The organism is Pseudoalteromonas aquimarina (assembly GCF_049257255.1).
In the GTDB taxonomy this organism is placed as follows: Bacteria; Pseudomonadota; Gammaproteobacteria; order Enterobacterales; family Alteromonadaceae; genus Pseudoalteromonas.
Genome location: NZ_JBMMUG010000007.1, coordinates 63,551 through 79,957, shown reverse-complemented (window position 1 = coordinate 79,957; position 16,407 = coordinate 63,551). Strand labels below are relative to the sequence as shown.

16 protein-coding genes are annotated in these 16,407 nt (G+C 40.0%); 2 read left to right on the top strand and 14 right to left on the bottom strand.

From position 1 onward, the window contains the following. Window positions 1–26: 26 nt before the first annotated feature. The 10 genes from AAEU29_RS17145 to AAEU29_RS17100 form a co-directional block, all read right to left on the bottom strand. On the bottom strand, window positions 27–941 hold the full coding sequence (locus tag AAEU29_RS17145; protein WP_421974617.1) for a lysophospholipid acyltransferase family protein: 915 nt from the start codon (window positions 939–941) through the stop codon (window positions 27–29). Window positions 942–954: 13 nt separating this feature from the next. Continuing rightward, entirely contained in the window at window positions 955–1,689 is a 735-nt protein-coding gene (locus AAEU29_RS17140; protein ID WP_421974445.1) for a glycosyltransferase family 2 protein, read from the bottom strand. Window positions 1,690–1,694: 5 nt separating this feature from the next. Continuing rightward, window positions 1,695–2,051, bottom strand: a complete 357-nt coding sequence (locus tag AAEU29_RS17135; RefSeq protein ID WP_421974444.1) for an ApeI family dehydratase — start codon at window positions 2,049–2,051, stop codon at window positions 1,695–1,697. After that, a complete protein-coding gene (locus AAEU29_RS17130) occupies window positions 2,044–3,363 on the bottom strand; it encodes an AMP-binding protein (protein WP_421974443.1) in 1,320 nt (439 codons plus the stop codon). The genes AAEU29_RS17135 and AAEU29_RS17130 overlap by 8 nt, the downstream gene beginning before the upstream one ends. A gap of 5 nt (window positions 3,364–3,368) precedes the next feature. Next, the gene (locus tag AAEU29_RS17125; protein ID WP_421974442.1) at window positions 3,369–3,968 is read right to left on the bottom strand and encodes a COG4648 family protein; all 600 of its coding nucleotides are present in this window, start codon (window positions 3,966–3,968) and stop codon (window positions 3,369–3,371) included. 5 nt (window positions 3,969–3,973) lie between these two features. Then, window positions 3,974–4,222, bottom strand: a complete 249-nt coding sequence (locus AAEU29_RS17120) for an acyl carrier protein (protein ID WP_274761398.1) — start codon at window positions 4,220–4,222, stop codon at window positions 3,974–3,976. Window positions 4,223–4,235: 13 nt separating this feature from the next. Beyond that, entirely contained in the window at window positions 4,236–4,490 is a 255-nt protein-coding gene (locus AAEU29_RS17115) for a phosphopantetheine-binding protein (protein WP_274761399.1), read from the bottom strand. Then, window positions 4,483–5,256, bottom strand: coding sequence for a lysophospholipid acyltransferase family protein (locus AAEU29_RS17110; protein ID WP_421974441.1), 774 nt, complete (start codon window positions 5,254–5,256; stop codon window positions 4,483–4,485). The genes AAEU29_RS17115 and AAEU29_RS17110 overlap by 8 nt, the downstream gene beginning before the upstream one ends. Continuing rightward, a complete protein-coding gene (locus AAEU29_RS17105) occupies window positions 5,250–5,981 on the bottom strand; it encodes a beta-ketoacyl synthase chain length factor (protein ID WP_421974440.1) in 732 nt (243 codons plus the stop codon). The genes AAEU29_RS17110 and AAEU29_RS17105 overlap by 7 nt, the downstream gene beginning before the upstream one ends. 186 nt (window positions 5,982–6,167) lie before the next feature. Further along, a complete protein-coding gene (locus AAEU29_RS17100; protein WP_421974439.1) occupies window positions 6,168–7,397 on the bottom strand; it encodes a lipase family alpha/beta hydrolase in 1,230 nt (409 codons plus the stop codon). Between the two features lie 210 nt (window positions 7,398–7,607). Between AAEU29_RS17100 and AAEU29_RS17095 the strand changes: the two genes are divergently transcribed. Next, window positions 7,608–9,485, top strand: coding sequence for a propionyl-CoA synthetase (locus AAEU29_RS17095; protein WP_421974438.1), 1,878 nt, complete (start codon window positions 7,608–7,610; stop codon window positions 9,483–9,485). Window positions 9,486–9,658: 173 nt separating this feature from the next. Further along, window positions 9,659–12,283: an EAL domain-containing protein gene (locus AAEU29_RS17090; protein ID WP_421974437.1), complete on the top strand. Its 2,625-nt coding sequence runs from the start codon at window positions 9,659–9,661 to the stop codon at window positions 12,281–12,283. A 28-nt stretch (window positions 12,284–12,311) separates the two neighbouring features. On the opposite strand, the gene AAEU29_RS17085 is transcribed toward AAEU29_RS17090, so the two are convergent. The 4 genes from AAEU29_RS17085 to AAEU29_RS17070 form a co-directional block, all read right to left on the bottom strand. Beyond that, entirely contained in the window at window positions 12,312–13,667 is a 1,356-nt protein-coding gene (locus AAEU29_RS17085; RefSeq protein ID WP_421974436.1) for a sensor histidine kinase, read from the bottom strand. A gap of 110 nt (window positions 13,668–13,777) precedes the next feature. After that, window positions 13,778–14,224: a YaiI/YqxD family protein gene (locus tag AAEU29_RS17080; RefSeq protein WP_421974435.1), complete on the bottom strand. Its 447-nt coding sequence runs from the start codon at window positions 14,222–14,224 to the stop codon at window positions 13,778–13,780. A 77-nt stretch (window positions 14,225–14,301) separates the two neighbouring features. Further along, window positions 14,302–15,549, bottom strand: a complete 1,248-nt coding sequence (locus AAEU29_RS17075; protein WP_421974434.1) for a sensor histidine kinase — start codon at window positions 15,547–15,549, stop codon at window positions 14,302–14,304. A 12-nt stretch (window positions 15,550–15,561) separates the two neighbouring features. Then, window positions 15,562–16,260 carry a response regulator transcription factor gene (locus AAEU29_RS17070; RefSeq protein WP_421974433.1) on the bottom strand — a complete coding sequence of 233 codons (699 nt, stop codon included), beginning with the start codon at window positions 16,258–16,260 and terminating at the stop codon, window positions 15,562–15,564. Window positions 16,261–16,407 lie beyond the last annotated feature (147 nt).

Genomic DNA, 16,407 nt, shown 5'->3' with positions numbered 1-16,407 from the left:
GTTGATTAATCACTTCTTACTCCGACCTAATCACGACTGACTTGTTTATCATCAGTCCAAAAATCATAAAAATTAAACCATTGATAAGGATATTCACTGGCAAAATGCCCCAACCTATCGGAAAAATGCTGAATGGTTGTTTGTAAATCCTGTTGTCTGGTTTTACGGTTAAACTTTAATTTATCCGCAACTTTTTCAAAAATAACCTGATACTGGTTATCCGTTTTTAAACAAAATAAATAATAAACTGGGCACTCTAACAAACTCGCCAAAATAAATGGCCCTTGTGAGAAAGGCGCGGGTTTACCCAAGAAATTACAATAGTTTACTCTTCCTGCTACCGATGAGCTAGTGCGATCGCCAACGATTACGATAACTTCACCTTGCTCTATTTTTTGTTTAAGCAAAATAGCCAGTGTGGGACTCATATCAGTCACTTGAATCAGATTTACTTGCGCATCATTATTTATTTGCTTAAGCACTTTATTAAATTCAACTGCATGATGAGTAAACACTAATACATTTATGGTTACCGCATAACGCCCTTGGCTTAGCGCTCGACATACTTCAAGGTTGCCTAAGTGAGAGCCGATAAAAATTGCGCCTTGCTTGCTTTGCTGTAGTTTGGTGAACTCTTGGTGGTTTTGGTATGTAATTGCATCGATTGAAATACGCCCAAGCCATGCATCTATTTTATCAAAAGCCGAATCAGCAAATTTACAAAAATGTGTTAGTCCTTGCCAAAAACCAGCGCGAATAGGTTGCCCTTTGTAGCTTTCAACTTGGTTTAAAAAAGCAATGCTGGCTTTTCGTTGCGTTTTACCGGTGCAGTAAAAATAAAACACCACAGGAAATAGCATTAGCCATAACACCTTGCGTCCAACCAAGCGGTAAAAGCCGAGCAAAATACGCATACCAAGTAAGGTGCCGCGCTCTTGCATTGTTGACCAATGCTTAGCCACTAAACTTTCTCCACAAAAGCTTAGGCATACGCACTAACATGCCGAAAAATAAACGGGTATGCATCCAACTGATTAACACATTATCTTCAAGGGCGCGAAAGTGTGAACTGCCACCTTCTGGGTAGATCACTTTAGTAGGCATAAAAATACTGTTTACACCTCGCCAATACAAACGCACCATAATTTCAATATCGAAGTCCATGCGCTTGCCTAAACGCTTATCACGTAAAAGCGCTGCTGTTGCTGCCACTGGGTAGCAACGAAAACCACACATCGAGTCTTTAATGCTAAACGACAAAGTTTCAATCCATACCCAAAAGTGCGTGATATAACGGCTATATAAGCGCACTTTGGGCACTGATTCGTCATAAACAGGGCGGCCACTAATTACGCTTGTTGGGTTGGCTTTACCAAGATTTATTAAGGTTTGAATGTCGTTTAAATCGTGCTGGCCATCCGCATCCACTTGAATTGCATGGGTGAAACCAAGTTTATCTGCGCTAAGTAAACCTGTTTGTACCGCGCCACCTTTGCCTTGATTGTGTTGATGCTCAATTAAAGTGAGTAATTCAAATTTCTTTTCACACTCTCGCATCACCTTTGATGCCTCTATTGATGAGCCATCATTTACCATAATAATCGGCAGCGCCAGGCCGCTTAATTCTGCTAGCACATCTTCAATGACAGCAACGTGATTATAGTTAGGAATAACAATACAGGCGCGCATAACTATTAACTATGAAGAACAACACGGCCAGACGAATGTTGACCATGATCTGAGTGAAAACTAAAGGTAAATTTATTGTCGCTTTTTTTCGTCAAAGTAAGTTCAACCAGGGAGTTTGCCACAATCACCACCTGAAACTTTAATACTTCAACATTTTCAACTAAATGAGAGCTTAACGAAAAATGTTCAATAGCATATTTCACCGCCCAATCTAATTGCACCACACCCGCTAAGATTGGTGCTTCAGGGAAGTGACCATTAAAGTAATCTAGGGCGCGATCCACCCATAAAGTTAATTTAACACTGTCGTCTTGTGTATCGATTGCTCGTACTTCAGGCAATGACTCTTTCAACTTAGTCAAACAATTTCTCCAAATCGGCAAACACCAATTTGCCTTGGCTGTTTACCGGTAATTCTTTTAGGTAACGGAACTTTCGCGGCATGCACACCGCCTCAAAACGCCCGGATAAAACCCGTTTTATGTGTTTATTGAGTGCCAGTTTACCGTTTTTATCCAATTCGCTAAAGCCATCTTCACTTAATGCTGCCACTAGTCCTAATTGTTGGCGCTTTCCACTCTTTAATAAAATCACTTTGCAATGCTTAATAAAGTTATCACTGCATAATGTGCGCTCTAACGCATCAAGATTAACCCGTTTTTCTTCGAGTTTAATGGTGCGATCTAATCGCCCTGACAATATAAACTGGCCATCATCGAGCACCTCTGCAATATCTTGGGTAATAAACACATCATCATCAAAATACGGTGAACGAACTGCTAGTTGCTGCTGATAATTGGCAACCGTGATGCCATTAAAGCACTGCCAAGGTGTAAGCTTATTATCGATGACTTGGCGATAAGCAATCCCTCCGGTTTCAGTGCTACCGTAGATTTGCGTTGCGCCAATAGCTAGCTGTTTATAAAGCGTAATTGCACTTTCATTTGATAACGGCCCGCCCGAGGAAAAAATCCCAAGAATGTTTGCTTTGCTATTAATTAGTACATTGTCTCGAATTAGCCTATCGATAAAGGCTGGGCTAGTAATAATCACTGAGTTTTGTTTTTCAACCAGTGCATGTAATTGCTCAGGAAATTCAACAAAGGTAAATTCCGTTTTATAGCCTGCTAACACTGGCCAAAGCAACTTAAACAACAAACCATAGATGTGTTGATGCGATACGGTTGCAATAATTTGGCAAGGCTTATCAAAACTAAAGGTGTGCTTTAAATTTGTTAATTCCGCGTTGATATGTTGCCAGTGTTTTTCAATTGGCTTGCCATAACCAGTAGAACCAGATGTATAAAAGGTTAGCTTTCCTGTTTGCGGTAATGTGATGTGCTCAATCGCAGAATGTGCGTTGTCTACAACATCCAACACTAACATGTCTTTGCTTAATTGTTTGCTGCCAGTAAAACTATCAACAAAAACATAATCCGCGAGAAGGCTCGCAGTTTCAATGTTCTCAACTTGTCCATTTGCAGGAAAAATAATATCAAACCCAGCATGAGCTGCTGCCAACAAGCGGATTAAAAACTCCTCGCTTGATGCATGGTAAAGCACTAAGCTATTGCCACCAAAAGTGTGTTTATGGTGCTTTAGTGCCGCACTTAGTCTGCTTACTTGAGATGCGAGTAACTGATGCTCTTTCAAAAATGCGTTATCGGTAGGCATAAAAATTAAGACTGCAATCCATGGCGCTTTTTGGCAAAGTGGCGAACAATTAACTCACCTGCCATCAATAATCCCATTAAAATATACGCAACAAGCCCATTATAAAGGGTCCAAAGCGCAATATCGTCACTCAAAATAGTGTAAGTGGCGATAATGATATTGATACTAAAAAAGCCACACCATACTTTTGTTACATTGCGCGTATAGGCGACAACATGCGATGGTAAGGTGACGTTTTCTTTATCTTTAGCTTTTCGCTTTTCATCTAACAGAGCAAAACTTTCAATAACACTTGGCCCTTTGACTAATGAATAGGCAAAAGTGACCAGCATAGTGGCAGAAATCAGTACCGGATAAAAAAGCGTGATTTTGCTGTTATTGAGTAGCCATGCAAGTAACACACACACACTACCCAATAAGGTTGCAGGCAATAGCCATGGCATGGTGTTACTGGCCGATTTACTAAAAAGGTAACGACCAATAATGGCAATTAACAGCAAAGGGGCAATACTGGACAAACTAAAGTGCTGCAACCCAAAGTAAATAAGTACTGGGTAGGCAAGCAATAAGCTTATAAAAAGCGTATTCAGTATTGCTTTTGTCATTGGAATTATTCAGTAACGAGTTTACTAACTTCGTTTACTACATCTTCCACTGTGCGAACTTGCTTGAACGCCTCTGGATCGATTTTCTTGCCCGTGATTTCACGTAGTTTTACTACTAAATCAACAGCATCAATACTGTCCAGATCAAGATCTTGATAAAGATTGGCTTCTAAAGAGATATCATCCTGATCAATTTCAAATTCTTCCACCAAGATATCAGTTAATACTGCGAAGATTTCTTGTTGTGTTTTCATAACTTACCCGCTGTTATGCGTTTTGTTCAATAAATGCAGCTAATGCATCTACTGACGCAAAGTGCTGCTTTGTTTCTTCTGAGTTTGCATCGATTTTGATATCAAACTCTTTTTTGATTGCTAGACCAAGTTCTAGCGCATCAATGCTATCTAAACCTAAACCATCAATAAAAAGTGGTTCGCTGTCTTCAATATCATCAATTGTAATGTCTTCTAAATCTAATGATTCAATAATGAGTTTTTTGATTTTAGTTTTTAAATCACTCATAAGTATCCAGTTCTCCTTGAAAAAATGCCTGCATATCGCGGGTAAAACTTCGTGCCTGTTGTGCTAACTTTGCTGTATCAACGGCTGGTAATTGCAATTGTTGTCTGGTCATTGCTAAATCAAATTTTGCTTGTGTCGGCGCAACCTCATACCACATTTCAGACTTTGTTAATGTTGAAGGTGATACATGAATTAACACAGACACAATTTCAGCATGACAGCGCAGCGCAATATTGGCCGCACCGCGTTTAAATTTTAGTGCTTGCCCAGGTGTTGTGCGTGTCCCTTCAGGAAACACAATTAAGTTATTACCACTGGCAAGCGAAGCCGCACAATCTGTTAATAACCCATCAGGACAATCATTGCTGATATAACCGGTGGATTTTATCACACCTCGCATAAATGGGTTACTAAATAAATGTGCTTTAACAACACAGTCCGCGTTTGGAATAAGCGAAATTAATACCACAACATCAATCAAAGTTGGGTGATTGGCTAACACCAGTTTGCCTTGTAGTTTGGCAAACTTTTCATTATCAGCGATGGAAAATTTGAATATGCCCAAAAAGCCCATTAAGCCGACAAAGAATTTAAACAATAAATGTACGGTGTAGCGCGCCGCTTTTCGGCGCGTTTGTTTATCGCGATAAATCACATATTGGATAGGTAACACCAAAAGCGGCACCAACAAGCCACCTACCCCAAATACAGAAAAGCAAAATCCGGTTGCTAAAATTCGCCAAAACCGTCCTAGTTTTGTTAACAATGTCTAACCTCATCAATGGTAATTTGCCAAGCACTTTGACAACCTAATACCACACTGTCACCTGCATGTTTTGTGGCTAGAAACTCAACCAGTTGTTTCGCTTGTAAAGCGCTATTATTTTTCTCTTCAATAGGTGATAACGTCAGACTTATGCCGTTTTCAGCCTGTTTAGACACCACAAATGCACACGCTAAATCAACACTGTCTTTTTCGTCAAATTGTACGTAGTCCGTTGGCAGTGGTTGGTCACAATACACAACTAATACTTTATCAACGGTGGGGTTATCAAGCTGTACATAGGCTTCAATCAACGCCATTAATAAGGTGTTCTCACCTGCCGCAATACTGTTCATTGGTTGTTGGTTTTTGGTCAAAATAGAATAAAGACCAATAACGGCATTATGCACAGATAAACCAAATGATGTAGGACTAATCACTTCGCCTTCGGCCAAGTCTTTTAAAATACTGGAAGTACGATGAAAGTCACCGTGCTGAGAAGCATAAACAACAGGAAGCATTTCTTCTTCATATGCATTTGCACTTTTTGCCGCAACAAATAACGCCATTTTTGCATAATGGCTTAAACGACGGCGCTGCATTGCAGGTACCCACTCTAACTGAGGGCTTTTACTTGAAGAATCTAACATTTCAATAGCAGTATTAGTCAGCTGGGCATCATCCTTTGCTTTACACCAATAATTGAAATGAGAGAGCACCATTTTCATGTGAAGTGCGTCCATGTTGTTTGAAAATGAGGCGAAACTATAAAAAAACTGCGCCTAAGAAGCAATGCTAAAACGTAAGAAACTGTAATTTAGACTAATATCCGATTATTTTTAGTTCAAATTGTAAACTTTAACGGCACGTTAAAAGCATGTTTATGCATTGTATACGTTTTATGATGTCGTAAATTAACGTTTTTCAGGTACGTTAAATTGTCGCTTAATAAATTGAACAAACTCATTTTGCTGCAAAATACCGGCATGAGTCGCCTCAAAACCTCTAATCGAGCTCGCTTCATTCTGAATATTAGTGGGTATTTGACTTGCCAATGACACTACGCCATCACCGCTGTATCCACTTTTATATGAAAACACCAAGGAGTAGTTAATTGCATCTGACAACGTATGTGCATTAAGTGTCTTTACATAATCACTATTAGATGCCACGTCGTACCAAGAATTAATCACAATCGGTGAATTTTTAACGCCTTTTTCAGCACTCTCCATGCCCAGTAATGGGCTATTCACCGTGGCAAACTGATTTATATGGTAATTACTTTTTATCTCTTGATGTTTTAATAAATAGCCTCTTGCGATTAATCCACCCATACTATGGGCTAACACGGAAACACGTGCAAAACCGTGACGTTTTTGCAAAATATCTACGCCTTCAACTAAATAATCACGCACAATACCAAGCCCAACTCCACTTGGGTAATACAGCACCCAGATTTGATATTGACTGTTTTTAAACGCTTCAATAACGGCTGAAAACTCGCGCGGATTACCTTTAATGCCGTGAATTAAAATTAATGGCTCTTTATTTTCTTGATAGGGGCTTAACATAAAAAGACCGGAATCGACTTGGCTGACAAAATCAATGGGATGCCAAAATCCCAAATCCACGTTTTCAATATCAAAATCTGAGGCGGCTAAGTTAACTACTTTGCCTAAACGATTTATGAATTGATTGTCATTGTATTTTACTAAACGTTTTTTGTTTCGTGGGGTTGAGAAACGCAGTGAGGTAAGGTGCTTCTTTTCTTTCTCGTTTAACACGATTGGCTGCCAAGTACCAAAGTCGTCGACATGACCAATAGCGCGCTCACCTTCATCGTAAACTAAATTGTGGTTATCATCTTGATAGACAGCAAAATAGTAAGTACCGGGTTTTAAGTAAAACTGAAATTGATTACTAGAACCCAATGTCTTTTGATTTTCGACCTTAAATTCATCGCCGTTTCTAATGAGCACCGCTGCAACCAAATTCACATTATCAGAAGAACCTGTAAGTTTTGTATTTACCGTCCCCGATATTTCGGCAATTGACGTCAGTAAAGCGGCCTGCTCTTTAGCCTTTTTAAATTGCTGACAGCCAACTAAAAGCAGCAATAAGAGTATTAGCGAAATCCGTTTCATATTTGATTTTCTTATGTATTTCAATGCGTTTGATTATTACACAAATCATATCTTTGCCAAGTTTTTGATAACCATAGCGTATATCTTTTAAATAAGTGTCGTTACTTATATAACAGACAAAGGTGATAACAGACAAAGGTCGAATTTTGTTCATGTTAAAATTAACCTACCTTTAGTAAGGTCTCTCACAAAAACAGTTAGGAGCCTGATATGACGGGCAATTACAACGACGCTTATGCAGCATTCAAACAGGAACCGTGTGAATTTTGGCTAGCACAAAGCAAGCGAATTCCTTGGTTTAAAACGCCATCATCGGCATACCAACAAGATGAAAATGGCCGCTATCATTGGTTTGCCGGCGGTGAACTCAACACCTGCTACCTTGCACTTGACCAGCATATTGAAAACGGTTTTGCTGATGAAACCGCACTTATTTACGACTCACCAGTTACCAATACCAAACAATCATTTAGCTATTTCGAGCTTCACCAAAAAGTGGCACGTTTCGCTGGCGTATTGGCCGATTTAGGCGTTGAAAAAGGCGATCGCGTTGTAATTTACATGCCAATGATCCCAGAAGCTGTGATTGGAATGCTTGCCTGTGCAAGGCTAGGTGCCATTCATTCTGTTGTATTTGGCGGTTTTGCCGCACATGAATTAGCAGTCAGAATTGATGATGCAAAACCAAAAGTAATCTTAAGTGCCTCTTGCGGCATCGAAATAGACAGAGTCATTCCTTACAAACCCATGCTTGATGAAGCCATAGAATTGGCAACGCACCAAGTTACAAATACCGTCATATTGCAGCGCGAGCAAGCACTTGCGCCAATGCACTCACCACGAGATCTTGATTGGTTTTTAGTTGAAAAAGAGGCAAATCCCGTTGCACCAACTCCAGTTCGTGCGGAAGATCCTTTGTATATTCTTTACACCTCTGGCACCACAGGTACGCCTAAAGGTGTTGTAAGAGAAAACGGTGGCCATGCAGTGGCGATGCATTACAGTATGGAAACTGTGTATGGCATGAAACCCGGTGAAGTGTTTTGGGCAGCATCTGATATTGGCTGGGTCGTTGGCCATTCATATATTGTTTATGCGCCGCTTATTTATCGCTGTGCAACTGTGCTTTACGAAGGAAAACCCATTCGCACGCCAGACGCCAGTGCATTTTGGCGTGTTGTTGAAGAACATAAAGTTAGCGCCCTTTTTACCGCCCCAACGGCATTTCGTGCCATCAAAAAAGAAGATCCTGAGGCCAATGGCTTTAAGCAATACGATACCAGTAGCCTTAAACGCTTGTTTTTAGCAGGCGAACGCTTGGACCCACCGACATATCACTGGCTGCAAGAAAAAACAGGCTTACCAGTGCTTGATCACTGGTGGCAAACCGAAACGGGTTGGGCAATTGCCTGTAACCCGATTGGCATTGAATCTTTACCAACCAAAGTAGGCAGTGCAACTGTGGCCACTCCTGGCTTTGATGTGCAAATTTTAGATATGGATGGCAATCAATGTGCGCCTAATGAAAGTGGCGCGGTAGTTATAAAATTGCCTTTACCTCCGGGGTGTTTACCGACTATTTGGCAAAACGATGCGCGTTATGCTGAAGGCTACTTAAGCCAATATGAAGGTTATTATTTAACAGGCGATGGTGGCTACCTCGATGAAGACGGTTATTTGTTCATTATGGGCCGCACTGATGATGTTATTAATGTTGCAGGACATCGTCTTTCAACTGGTGAAATGGAAGAAATTGTTGCCGCACATCCCGCTGTTGCCGAATGCGCTGTATTTGGAGTGAATGACCCATTAAAAGGCCAAGTGCCAATGGCTATGATTGTACTAAAAGACGGCGAAGCAATCTCTTCTAGCGAAATTGAGCAAGAAATTATCGGCACAATTCGAGGCAAAATTGGCGCGATTGCCTGCCTAAAACATATTCTTTGTGTCGAGCGGTTACCAAAAACACGTTCGGGGAAAATTTTGCGCAAAAACTTACGTCAGTTAGTTGATGGCGAAACTCTCAATATTCCTTCAACCATTGATGACCCAACTATTTTTGAAGAAATTAAAACCTTGTTAACTTAAACCTTATGCTGTGTATGGCAACTTTTCGTCATACACAGCACTCTTTCACCCATTTACTTAACGCTAGCAATAGATTTGCTAACCCTTAACCCTGTAAAAATTTAAGCAACTTCTTGCAATAATCACGGCTATAGTTGAATAATGTACCTACTTTAGCTTCAAAATAGTGTGTCATGCCATTAGTTGTCTATTTTTTGTTGTTTTTACCTTTTTGTTTATCTGCAAATAGCGAATTTGGTGAAATTTTTGAAGACCATACCGCGGTGATGTTATTAATCGACCCAACAAGCGGTGAAATTGTCAAAGCCAATAATGCCGCTGCGAATTTTTATGGTTACACCATTGACGCACTCGAAAATAAATCCATTCAAGAAATAAACCTTTTCACTAAAGAGCAAGTTGCTGAAGAGCGTAAAAACGCGCAGCTTCAAAAACGTAATTATTTTATCTTTCGCCATCAAATCGCAAACGGTGAGGTTAAAACTGTGGAGGTTTATTCCACACCAATAGAGCTGTCGGGTAACACACTATTATTTTCCATCATCCAAGATATTTCCGAGCAGCGTCAGTACCAAACAGATATATGGCAATACCAAGAAAACCTAGAAGAAATGGTTGATGCCCAGCTCAAAACGATTAAAGAAAATAGCAATAAAATGCATGCAGTTTACTTAACGGGTATCACCGCGCTAGTTACTGTTGCATTATTTTTAGTGTATTTACTGCGCATTGCACGAAACGCAGAAAAACGCAGCTATGAACTAAACCAAATTGTAGAGCAAAGTCCATCGGCAATTATAACCACAGATCACAACGGTAATATTCTTTATCAAAACAACCACAGCATGAAAACGCTGTTTGCCAACATTAGTAAGAGTAAAAATGTGTTTGAGGTATTGCCCACGTTGGTAAACGATCAAACACGCCTGACAAATGCCATTAAGCATCGTCAGCCTTGGGTAGACAAGTTATCGATTAACCAAGGCCACACTTTTTTACGTGTTCACCTTTACCCAATAAACAGTAAGCAAAACAGTCAAAGTGGTTATGTGTTAATTTTGGATGATATATCCAAACAAAAACAAGATGAAAAACAGCTACGACTCACCTCGACCGTGTTCCAAACTGCCACCGAAGCGGTGATGATTTGTGATAAGCATTATAAAATCCAAGCAGTGAATGAAGCGTTTACTAAAATAACTGGTTTTGAAAGCCATGAGGTCATCAATAAAACACCTGAGATTTTAAGTTCAGGTCTACAAAATGAATCGTTTTATCAAAATATGCAGCACCAGCTAGATGAAAACAATCAATGGCAAGGTGAAATATGTAATCGCCGTAAGAATGGCGAAATTTATTACGAGTGGCTGTCTATCACGGCCCTTAGAGACAACGATGGTGAGATTGAAGCCTTTGTTGCGCTGTTTAGTGATATTACTAAACGCAAAAAAGCAGAAAGTAAGATATACCAACAAGCTAACTATGACTCGCTTACTGGGCTTGCCAATAGAAACTTATTTTTAGATCGTTTTGAACAAGCACTTAATAAAGCGGAGCGTGACACTACGTTTGTAACGCTACTGTTTATTGATTTAGATGGCTTTAAACATGTTAACGACACCTTAGGTCACTCCCAAGGCGACGTATTATTAAAACAAACAGCTCAAAGGTTAAACGCTACCTTACGAAAATCTGACACTATCACCCGTTTAGGTGGCGATGAGTTTGCGGTACTTATTTCCACAGACAAAAAAGAATTTAATATTCATAAAGTAGCGCGCAAAATTCAGAGCGCAATAGCCAGACCTTTCGAGCTCGAAAACGCACAAGGGTTTGTCTCGGCGAGTATCGGCATCACTAGTTACCCAAATGACGGTAAGGATGTTGAAACACTAATGCGAAAAGCCGATAGCGCAATGTATAAAGCCAAAGCAAATGGTAAAAATAACTTTCAGTTTTTCACCGCCGAAATGGATGAAAAAGCCCTTAAGCGCCGCGCACTGGAAAGTGAGTTACGTATTGCGATTGAGCAACAGCAATTTACCGTGCATTATCAGCCTATTTTTGATACCGAGCACAATCATATTTATGCCTCTGAAGCCCTTGTACGCTGGCAACACCCAGAGAAAGGTTTGTTGTCACCTTTTCACTTTATTGACCTCGCAGAAGAGTTAGGGCTCATCGCTGAAATTGGTGAATATGTATTAAACACCGCATGCGAAACTGCCGCTAACTGGCAAACGTTATATAGTGATGCGCCAAGTATCAGTATCAATATTTCCAGTATTCAATTTCAGCGTGATGGTTTTATCGAAAGTATCGATAATGCCCTTCTGAAAAGCGGTTTGCCTGCTGAAAAATTGATTTTAGAAATCACCGAAAGCGTATTTATCGAGAATGATCAAAAAACCATGGCGCAATTAAACGAACTCGCCGAGCGCGGTATAAAAATTGCCATTGATGATTTTGGTACTGGGTATTCATCACTCAGTTATTTAAAAAAATTCCCAGTAAATAAACTAAAAATAGACAGAAGTTTTGTCAGTGATATTGAGCACAACCAGGAAAACCAAGCTTTAACAAAAGCCATTATTGCAATGGGGCAAAGCTTAAAATTAGAAGTCATTGCGGAAGGTGTTGAAACGAGCGATCAAATGAAATGGCTAAAAGACTTTGAATGTACATTAATACAAGGTTATTGGTTTGCTAAACCAAGTAGCCAAGATGACTTTTTAGCATTACTTTCTGAACATGACTCGGTAAAAAAACACAAAACTGACGTGCCTCAATCAAGCTAACAAAGGCAGAATTAAATTAACACTGTGGCTAGGCTTGCAATTGGTGCTGATCAGAAAACGGAATGCAAATCGTAAACTCACTGCCTTTATCACTGGATGTTACCGTCAGTTTACCTTTATGTTCGTCACAAATAATGCGATAGCAAATTGCCAAGCCGAGTCCTGTGCCCTCACCGATTGGCTTTGTGGTATAAAACGGGGTAAATATGTCTTTTAAATCAGCCTCTGGAATGCCACAACCCGTGTCCCTGATAGTAATCACAATATTACTTTCGTGAACTTTAGTAGAGATATAAATATCCCCTTTCGAATCTAACGACTGTTTTGCGTTTAAAATCAGATTCATAAACACTTGGTTAAGTTTTCCCATATTCACCGTTGTTTCTGGTAAAGGGTTTAGCGCTAAATGCACCTTACAATTGTCTTTAAGTTCATTGCGTAAAATATTAAGCGTTGATTGAATTCCTTTATTGATATCGCTAAGTTCATGTACATCAGATTCACCACGGGAAAAGCGTTTTAAATCAAGCATAATTTGCTTGGCTGAATTAAGGCCTTTCACAGTTTCAGCTGTAAGCTCGTCTAAATCACTTAAGATAAAGCTAAGCTCATCATCAAATACCGCGTTTTTTAATTCTTCAGTTATAGATGGGTCGTTTTTTAGGGTATTCAAACGCGTTGTGATCTCAGGCAAATAATCATGGTTAATGGTATTGATATTACTAATTGCAAAGCCAAGCGGTGTGTTAATTTCATGGGCAATACCTGCAGAAAGTACCCCAAGTGCGGCCATTTTTTCCGACTCAATCATCATAGATTGATTATGTGCTAACTGCGCTAAACTTTCTTGCAGCTCTTTATTGCTTCGTTCTAACCGTAATTGCGTTTGTTGTAATTCAAGGCGATATTGCGCTGAGGCAATGCGTGGTGCGGCAATATTGGCAATCACCTGTAAAAGCGCCATTTCAAATTCTGAATAATCGTCAGTTTTATTTGATTCCGAATCAATGACGGCAATCGTATTACCTTCATAAATAACTGGCACCGCAAGCTCTGAAAGCCCTTGGAATTGATCATTGATATAACGTGCGTCAGAGCGCGTATCTGGGACAATTTCAGCCACGCCTGTTGCAGCAACCGTACCCACAATGCCTTGTCCTACAGGGATTTCAATGCGCTCAAAAATCTCGCGATCTTTTGGGTTTTTAATGCCAAAAGCTGCCATTTGTACCAACTTATCTTCATTGCGAAGATAAATCACACAATCATCAAACGACATAATCTCGCCCACGCCTTGTGCAATTGACCACAATAAGTCATCCAGCTCGGCCTGGTTTAACATGGCAAGTGCAAATGCATTTATTTTATCTACACCATAAAACATGATGCACCATCCTCAGAGTTATAACTCCCTAAGTATAGTGCAAAGAGTGGGACTAGCTTGGTTTAGCAAATGATTGCTACTTATAAGTATTAGATTTTATGTGTTATTGATTAGCGCGCTTTTGCAAGGGCTTTATCTAGCTCGTCAGCAAATGCTTTTTTATCCGCATTAGAAAGTGCACTTGGGCCACCGGTTTCAACACCACTGGCACGCAACGTATCAAAAAAATCGCGCATATTTAAACGCGACTTAATATTGCTCGCTGTTAACAGCTCACCGCGTGGCGTAAGGGCTATAGCTTGCTTGGTGATCACTTCGTCGGCAAGAGGGATATCCTGAGTAATCACTAAATCACCAGGCTCTACGCGCTGGGCAATCACATTATCAGCAACATCAAAGCCCTTTTCTACTTGCAGGCGCTTGATAAAGCGTGAAGGCGGAATGCGAAAGCTATGATTTGCTATAAACGTTGTCATAATCTGTGTACGTTCAGCAGCGCGAAACAGAATTTCTTTTATCACAACCGGACACGCGTCGGCATCAACCCAAATATTCATAAATAACCTACAGCATAATTTTATTGGCAAAGTATACGGGAACACATAAACGAAATACTAATTATTTACCGCGCTCTTTAGTCACTGGCAAATTTTAAGGTAAAAACCGTGCCTTGTTTATCTGAACTGACTGTTATATCAATAGCTAAACGTTTGCATAAGCGTTTTACAATCGCAAGGCCAAAGCCAAGGCCGGTACTACTGTCGCTTTTAACCCCAGCATCAAACACCTTGTTGAGCAATTGCTTATCAATACCACAACCTGAATCACGAATTGTTAAGTGATTCTTGGCATATTCAATAAAAATTGTGCCTTCATTGGTATGATGAAATGCATTACTAATCAAATTACTTAACACCATTTTAAATGCATCATGATTCGTGTTTATTGTGGCAGTTGAATCAACATTCACCTCAATCTCAATCTCAATCGGTTTATTTTCAATCAATTTATGATGCAACAATATAGCCTGCTCAATCAGCGGTAATAGTTTAATGTCGCTTAATTCATAATCTTGCTCTCGGGCCATTGCCAATAAACCCGAAACTGATTGCTGCATATCACGCTGCGCATTTTCAATACGGGATAAAAGCACCTGTTGCTCTTGGCTAAGCGTTGTTTCTTTTAGTAACGCAACTGCACCTACACTAATTGCGATGGGTGTACGTAATTCATGGGAGGCATCACGCGTAAAATTTTGCTCCCGTTCAATAAACTGCTGAACACGCATAAACGCATTATCTAATGCTTTGGCAAATACGCCGATTTCATCTTGTTTAAACTGTGCTGAAAATCCAACCGGCATTGTGTCTGATGCGGTATTTGAAATAAGCTGATCGAGCGTCTTAATTGGTTTAGTGATGCGCTTTGCTAATAGCCACGCCACCAATAGAACTATTAGCAAAATGATGGTGACAAAAAATAATGCAAAGCCCAGCATACCGCCTTTATTTTTGCGCACAATCAGTTGCTCGCTCACCTCGGCAACCAAGTAACCGGAAGATAGCGGTTTAATATGGTAATGTTTGTCGCCGTCACCAGAAAATTCTGTACGATTTGGCTCTTCTTTTAACACACTAAAAATTGGCTGTGGTAACGCATCAATTGATGCAACATAACTGACAAAAGGGTAATGGGTGGAAACTGTTTGGTTTGTGGCTAATTGCGACTCAACTTGCTCTTTTTCACTGTTTAAAATAAAGCGAAAAAAACCATCTTCCACTTCATATGAAAATATAAAACCTAAGCCTATAAACAAGGTGCTAACTAACAGTGCAATGCTGATAAACGATACAATGATGCGCGTTCTAATTAATGTAAACACAAGCTCAATCTCTTAAAATGTTAAACTAAACCCAACACCGTGGATGGTCTTGATAATCGGCTTAGCAAATGGCTTATCTAGCACCTTTCTGAGCTGATAAAAATGCGAGCGAAGCGCATCCGAATCAGTTGGCTCATCACCCCAAATTTTATCGCATAATTCTGAGCGCGATACCGCTCTTGGATAGGCTTCCATCAAAATGCGTAAAATAGCAAAACCTATCGGCTGTAGGTGAATTTCAGCGCCTGCCCGCAGTACTCGTTTGCTGGCAAAATCTAACACTAACTCAGTTTCATCCTTACCCAGCTGCAATTGTTTGCTTTGAGTTTGCGATTGATGCCTTTGAGTAATCGCCAAACAGCGTAAATAAAGCTCTTCTAATTCAAACGGTTTTGTTAGGTAATCATCAGCTCCTAACTCAAAGCCCGTTACTTTATCACTTAAGGTATCGCGCGCCGTTAGCATAATAATCGGAATATGGCGTTCTGCCTTACTTCTCAGCTCCTGACAAACCGCTAAGCCATCTTTTTTCGGCAGTGCAATATCCAAAATAATGCAGTCATAAAAATGTGCAAGAGCTAAAGAAGTGCCTTGTTCACCATCGTAAGCAAAGTCCATTACGGCGCCTCGATTGTCAAAAAATGTGGCGATGTTGTTGGAAATCGCAACATTATCTTCAATCAAAAGTACTTTAAGCTGTTGTTCTTTCAATTTAAATTTTCCTTTTAAGCCGACAAAACAAGGCTAGCATTTAAAAGTAAATGAGGTAAAGGGTAAAGGTGATGAATATCAGCATTAGTGCACTCATCGCACTATTTAGTGCAATGAGTGCAAACGTTAACTGCTTTATTAAAATCC

What these genes read in the sequence shown, in the direction of transcription:
- AAEU29_RS17140 (WP_421974445.1), bottom strand. Translation starts at nt 1,689, where the DNA reads ATGCGCGCCTGTATTGTTATTCCTAACTATAATCACGTTGCTGTCATT.
- AAEU29_RS17120 (WP_274761398.1), bottom strand. Translation starts at nt 4,222, where the DNA reads ATGAAAACACAACAAGAAATCTTCGCAGTATTAACTGATATCTTGGTG.
- AAEU29_RS17090 (WP_421974437.1), top strand. Translation starts at nt 9,659, where the DNA reads ATGCCATTAGTTGTCTATTTTTTGTTGTTTTTACCTTTTTGTTTATCT.
- AAEU29_RS17080 (WP_421974435.1), bottom strand. Translation starts at nt 14,224, where the DNA reads ATGAATATTTGGGTTGATGCCGACGCGTGTCCGGTTGTGATAAAAGAA.
- AAEU29_RS17130 (WP_421974443.1), bottom strand. Translation starts at nt 3,363, where the DNA reads ATGCCTACCGATAACGCATTTTTGAAAGAGCATCAGTTACTCGCATCT.
- AAEU29_RS17125 (WP_421974442.1), bottom strand. Translation starts at nt 3,968, where the DNA reads ATGACAAAAGCAATACTGAATACGCTTTTTATAAGCTTATTGCTTGCC.
- AAEU29_RS17095 (WP_421974438.1), top strand. Translation starts at nt 7,608, where the DNA reads ATGACGGGCAATTACAACGACGCTTATGCAGCATTCAAACAGGAACCG.
- AAEU29_RS17105 (WP_421974440.1), bottom strand. Translation starts at nt 5,981, where the DNA reads ATGAAAATGGTGCTCTCTCATTTCAATTATTGGTGTAAAGCAAAGGAT.
- AAEU29_RS17085 (WP_421974436.1), bottom strand. Translation starts at nt 13,667, where the DNA reads ATGTTTTATGGTGTAGATAAAATAAATGCATTTGCACTTGCCATGTTA.
- AAEU29_RS17145 (WP_421974617.1), bottom strand. Translation starts at nt 941, where the DNA reads ATGCAAGAGCGCGGCACCTTACTTGGTATGCGTATTTTGCTCGGCTTT.
- AAEU29_RS17115 (WP_274761399.1), bottom strand. Translation starts at nt 4,490, where the DNA reads ATGAGTGATTTAAAAACTAAAATCAAAAAACTCATTATTGAATCATTA.
- AAEU29_RS17100 (WP_421974439.1), bottom strand. Translation starts at nt 7,397, where the DNA reads ATGAAACGGATTTCGCTAATACTCTTATTGCTGCTTTTAGTTGGCTGT.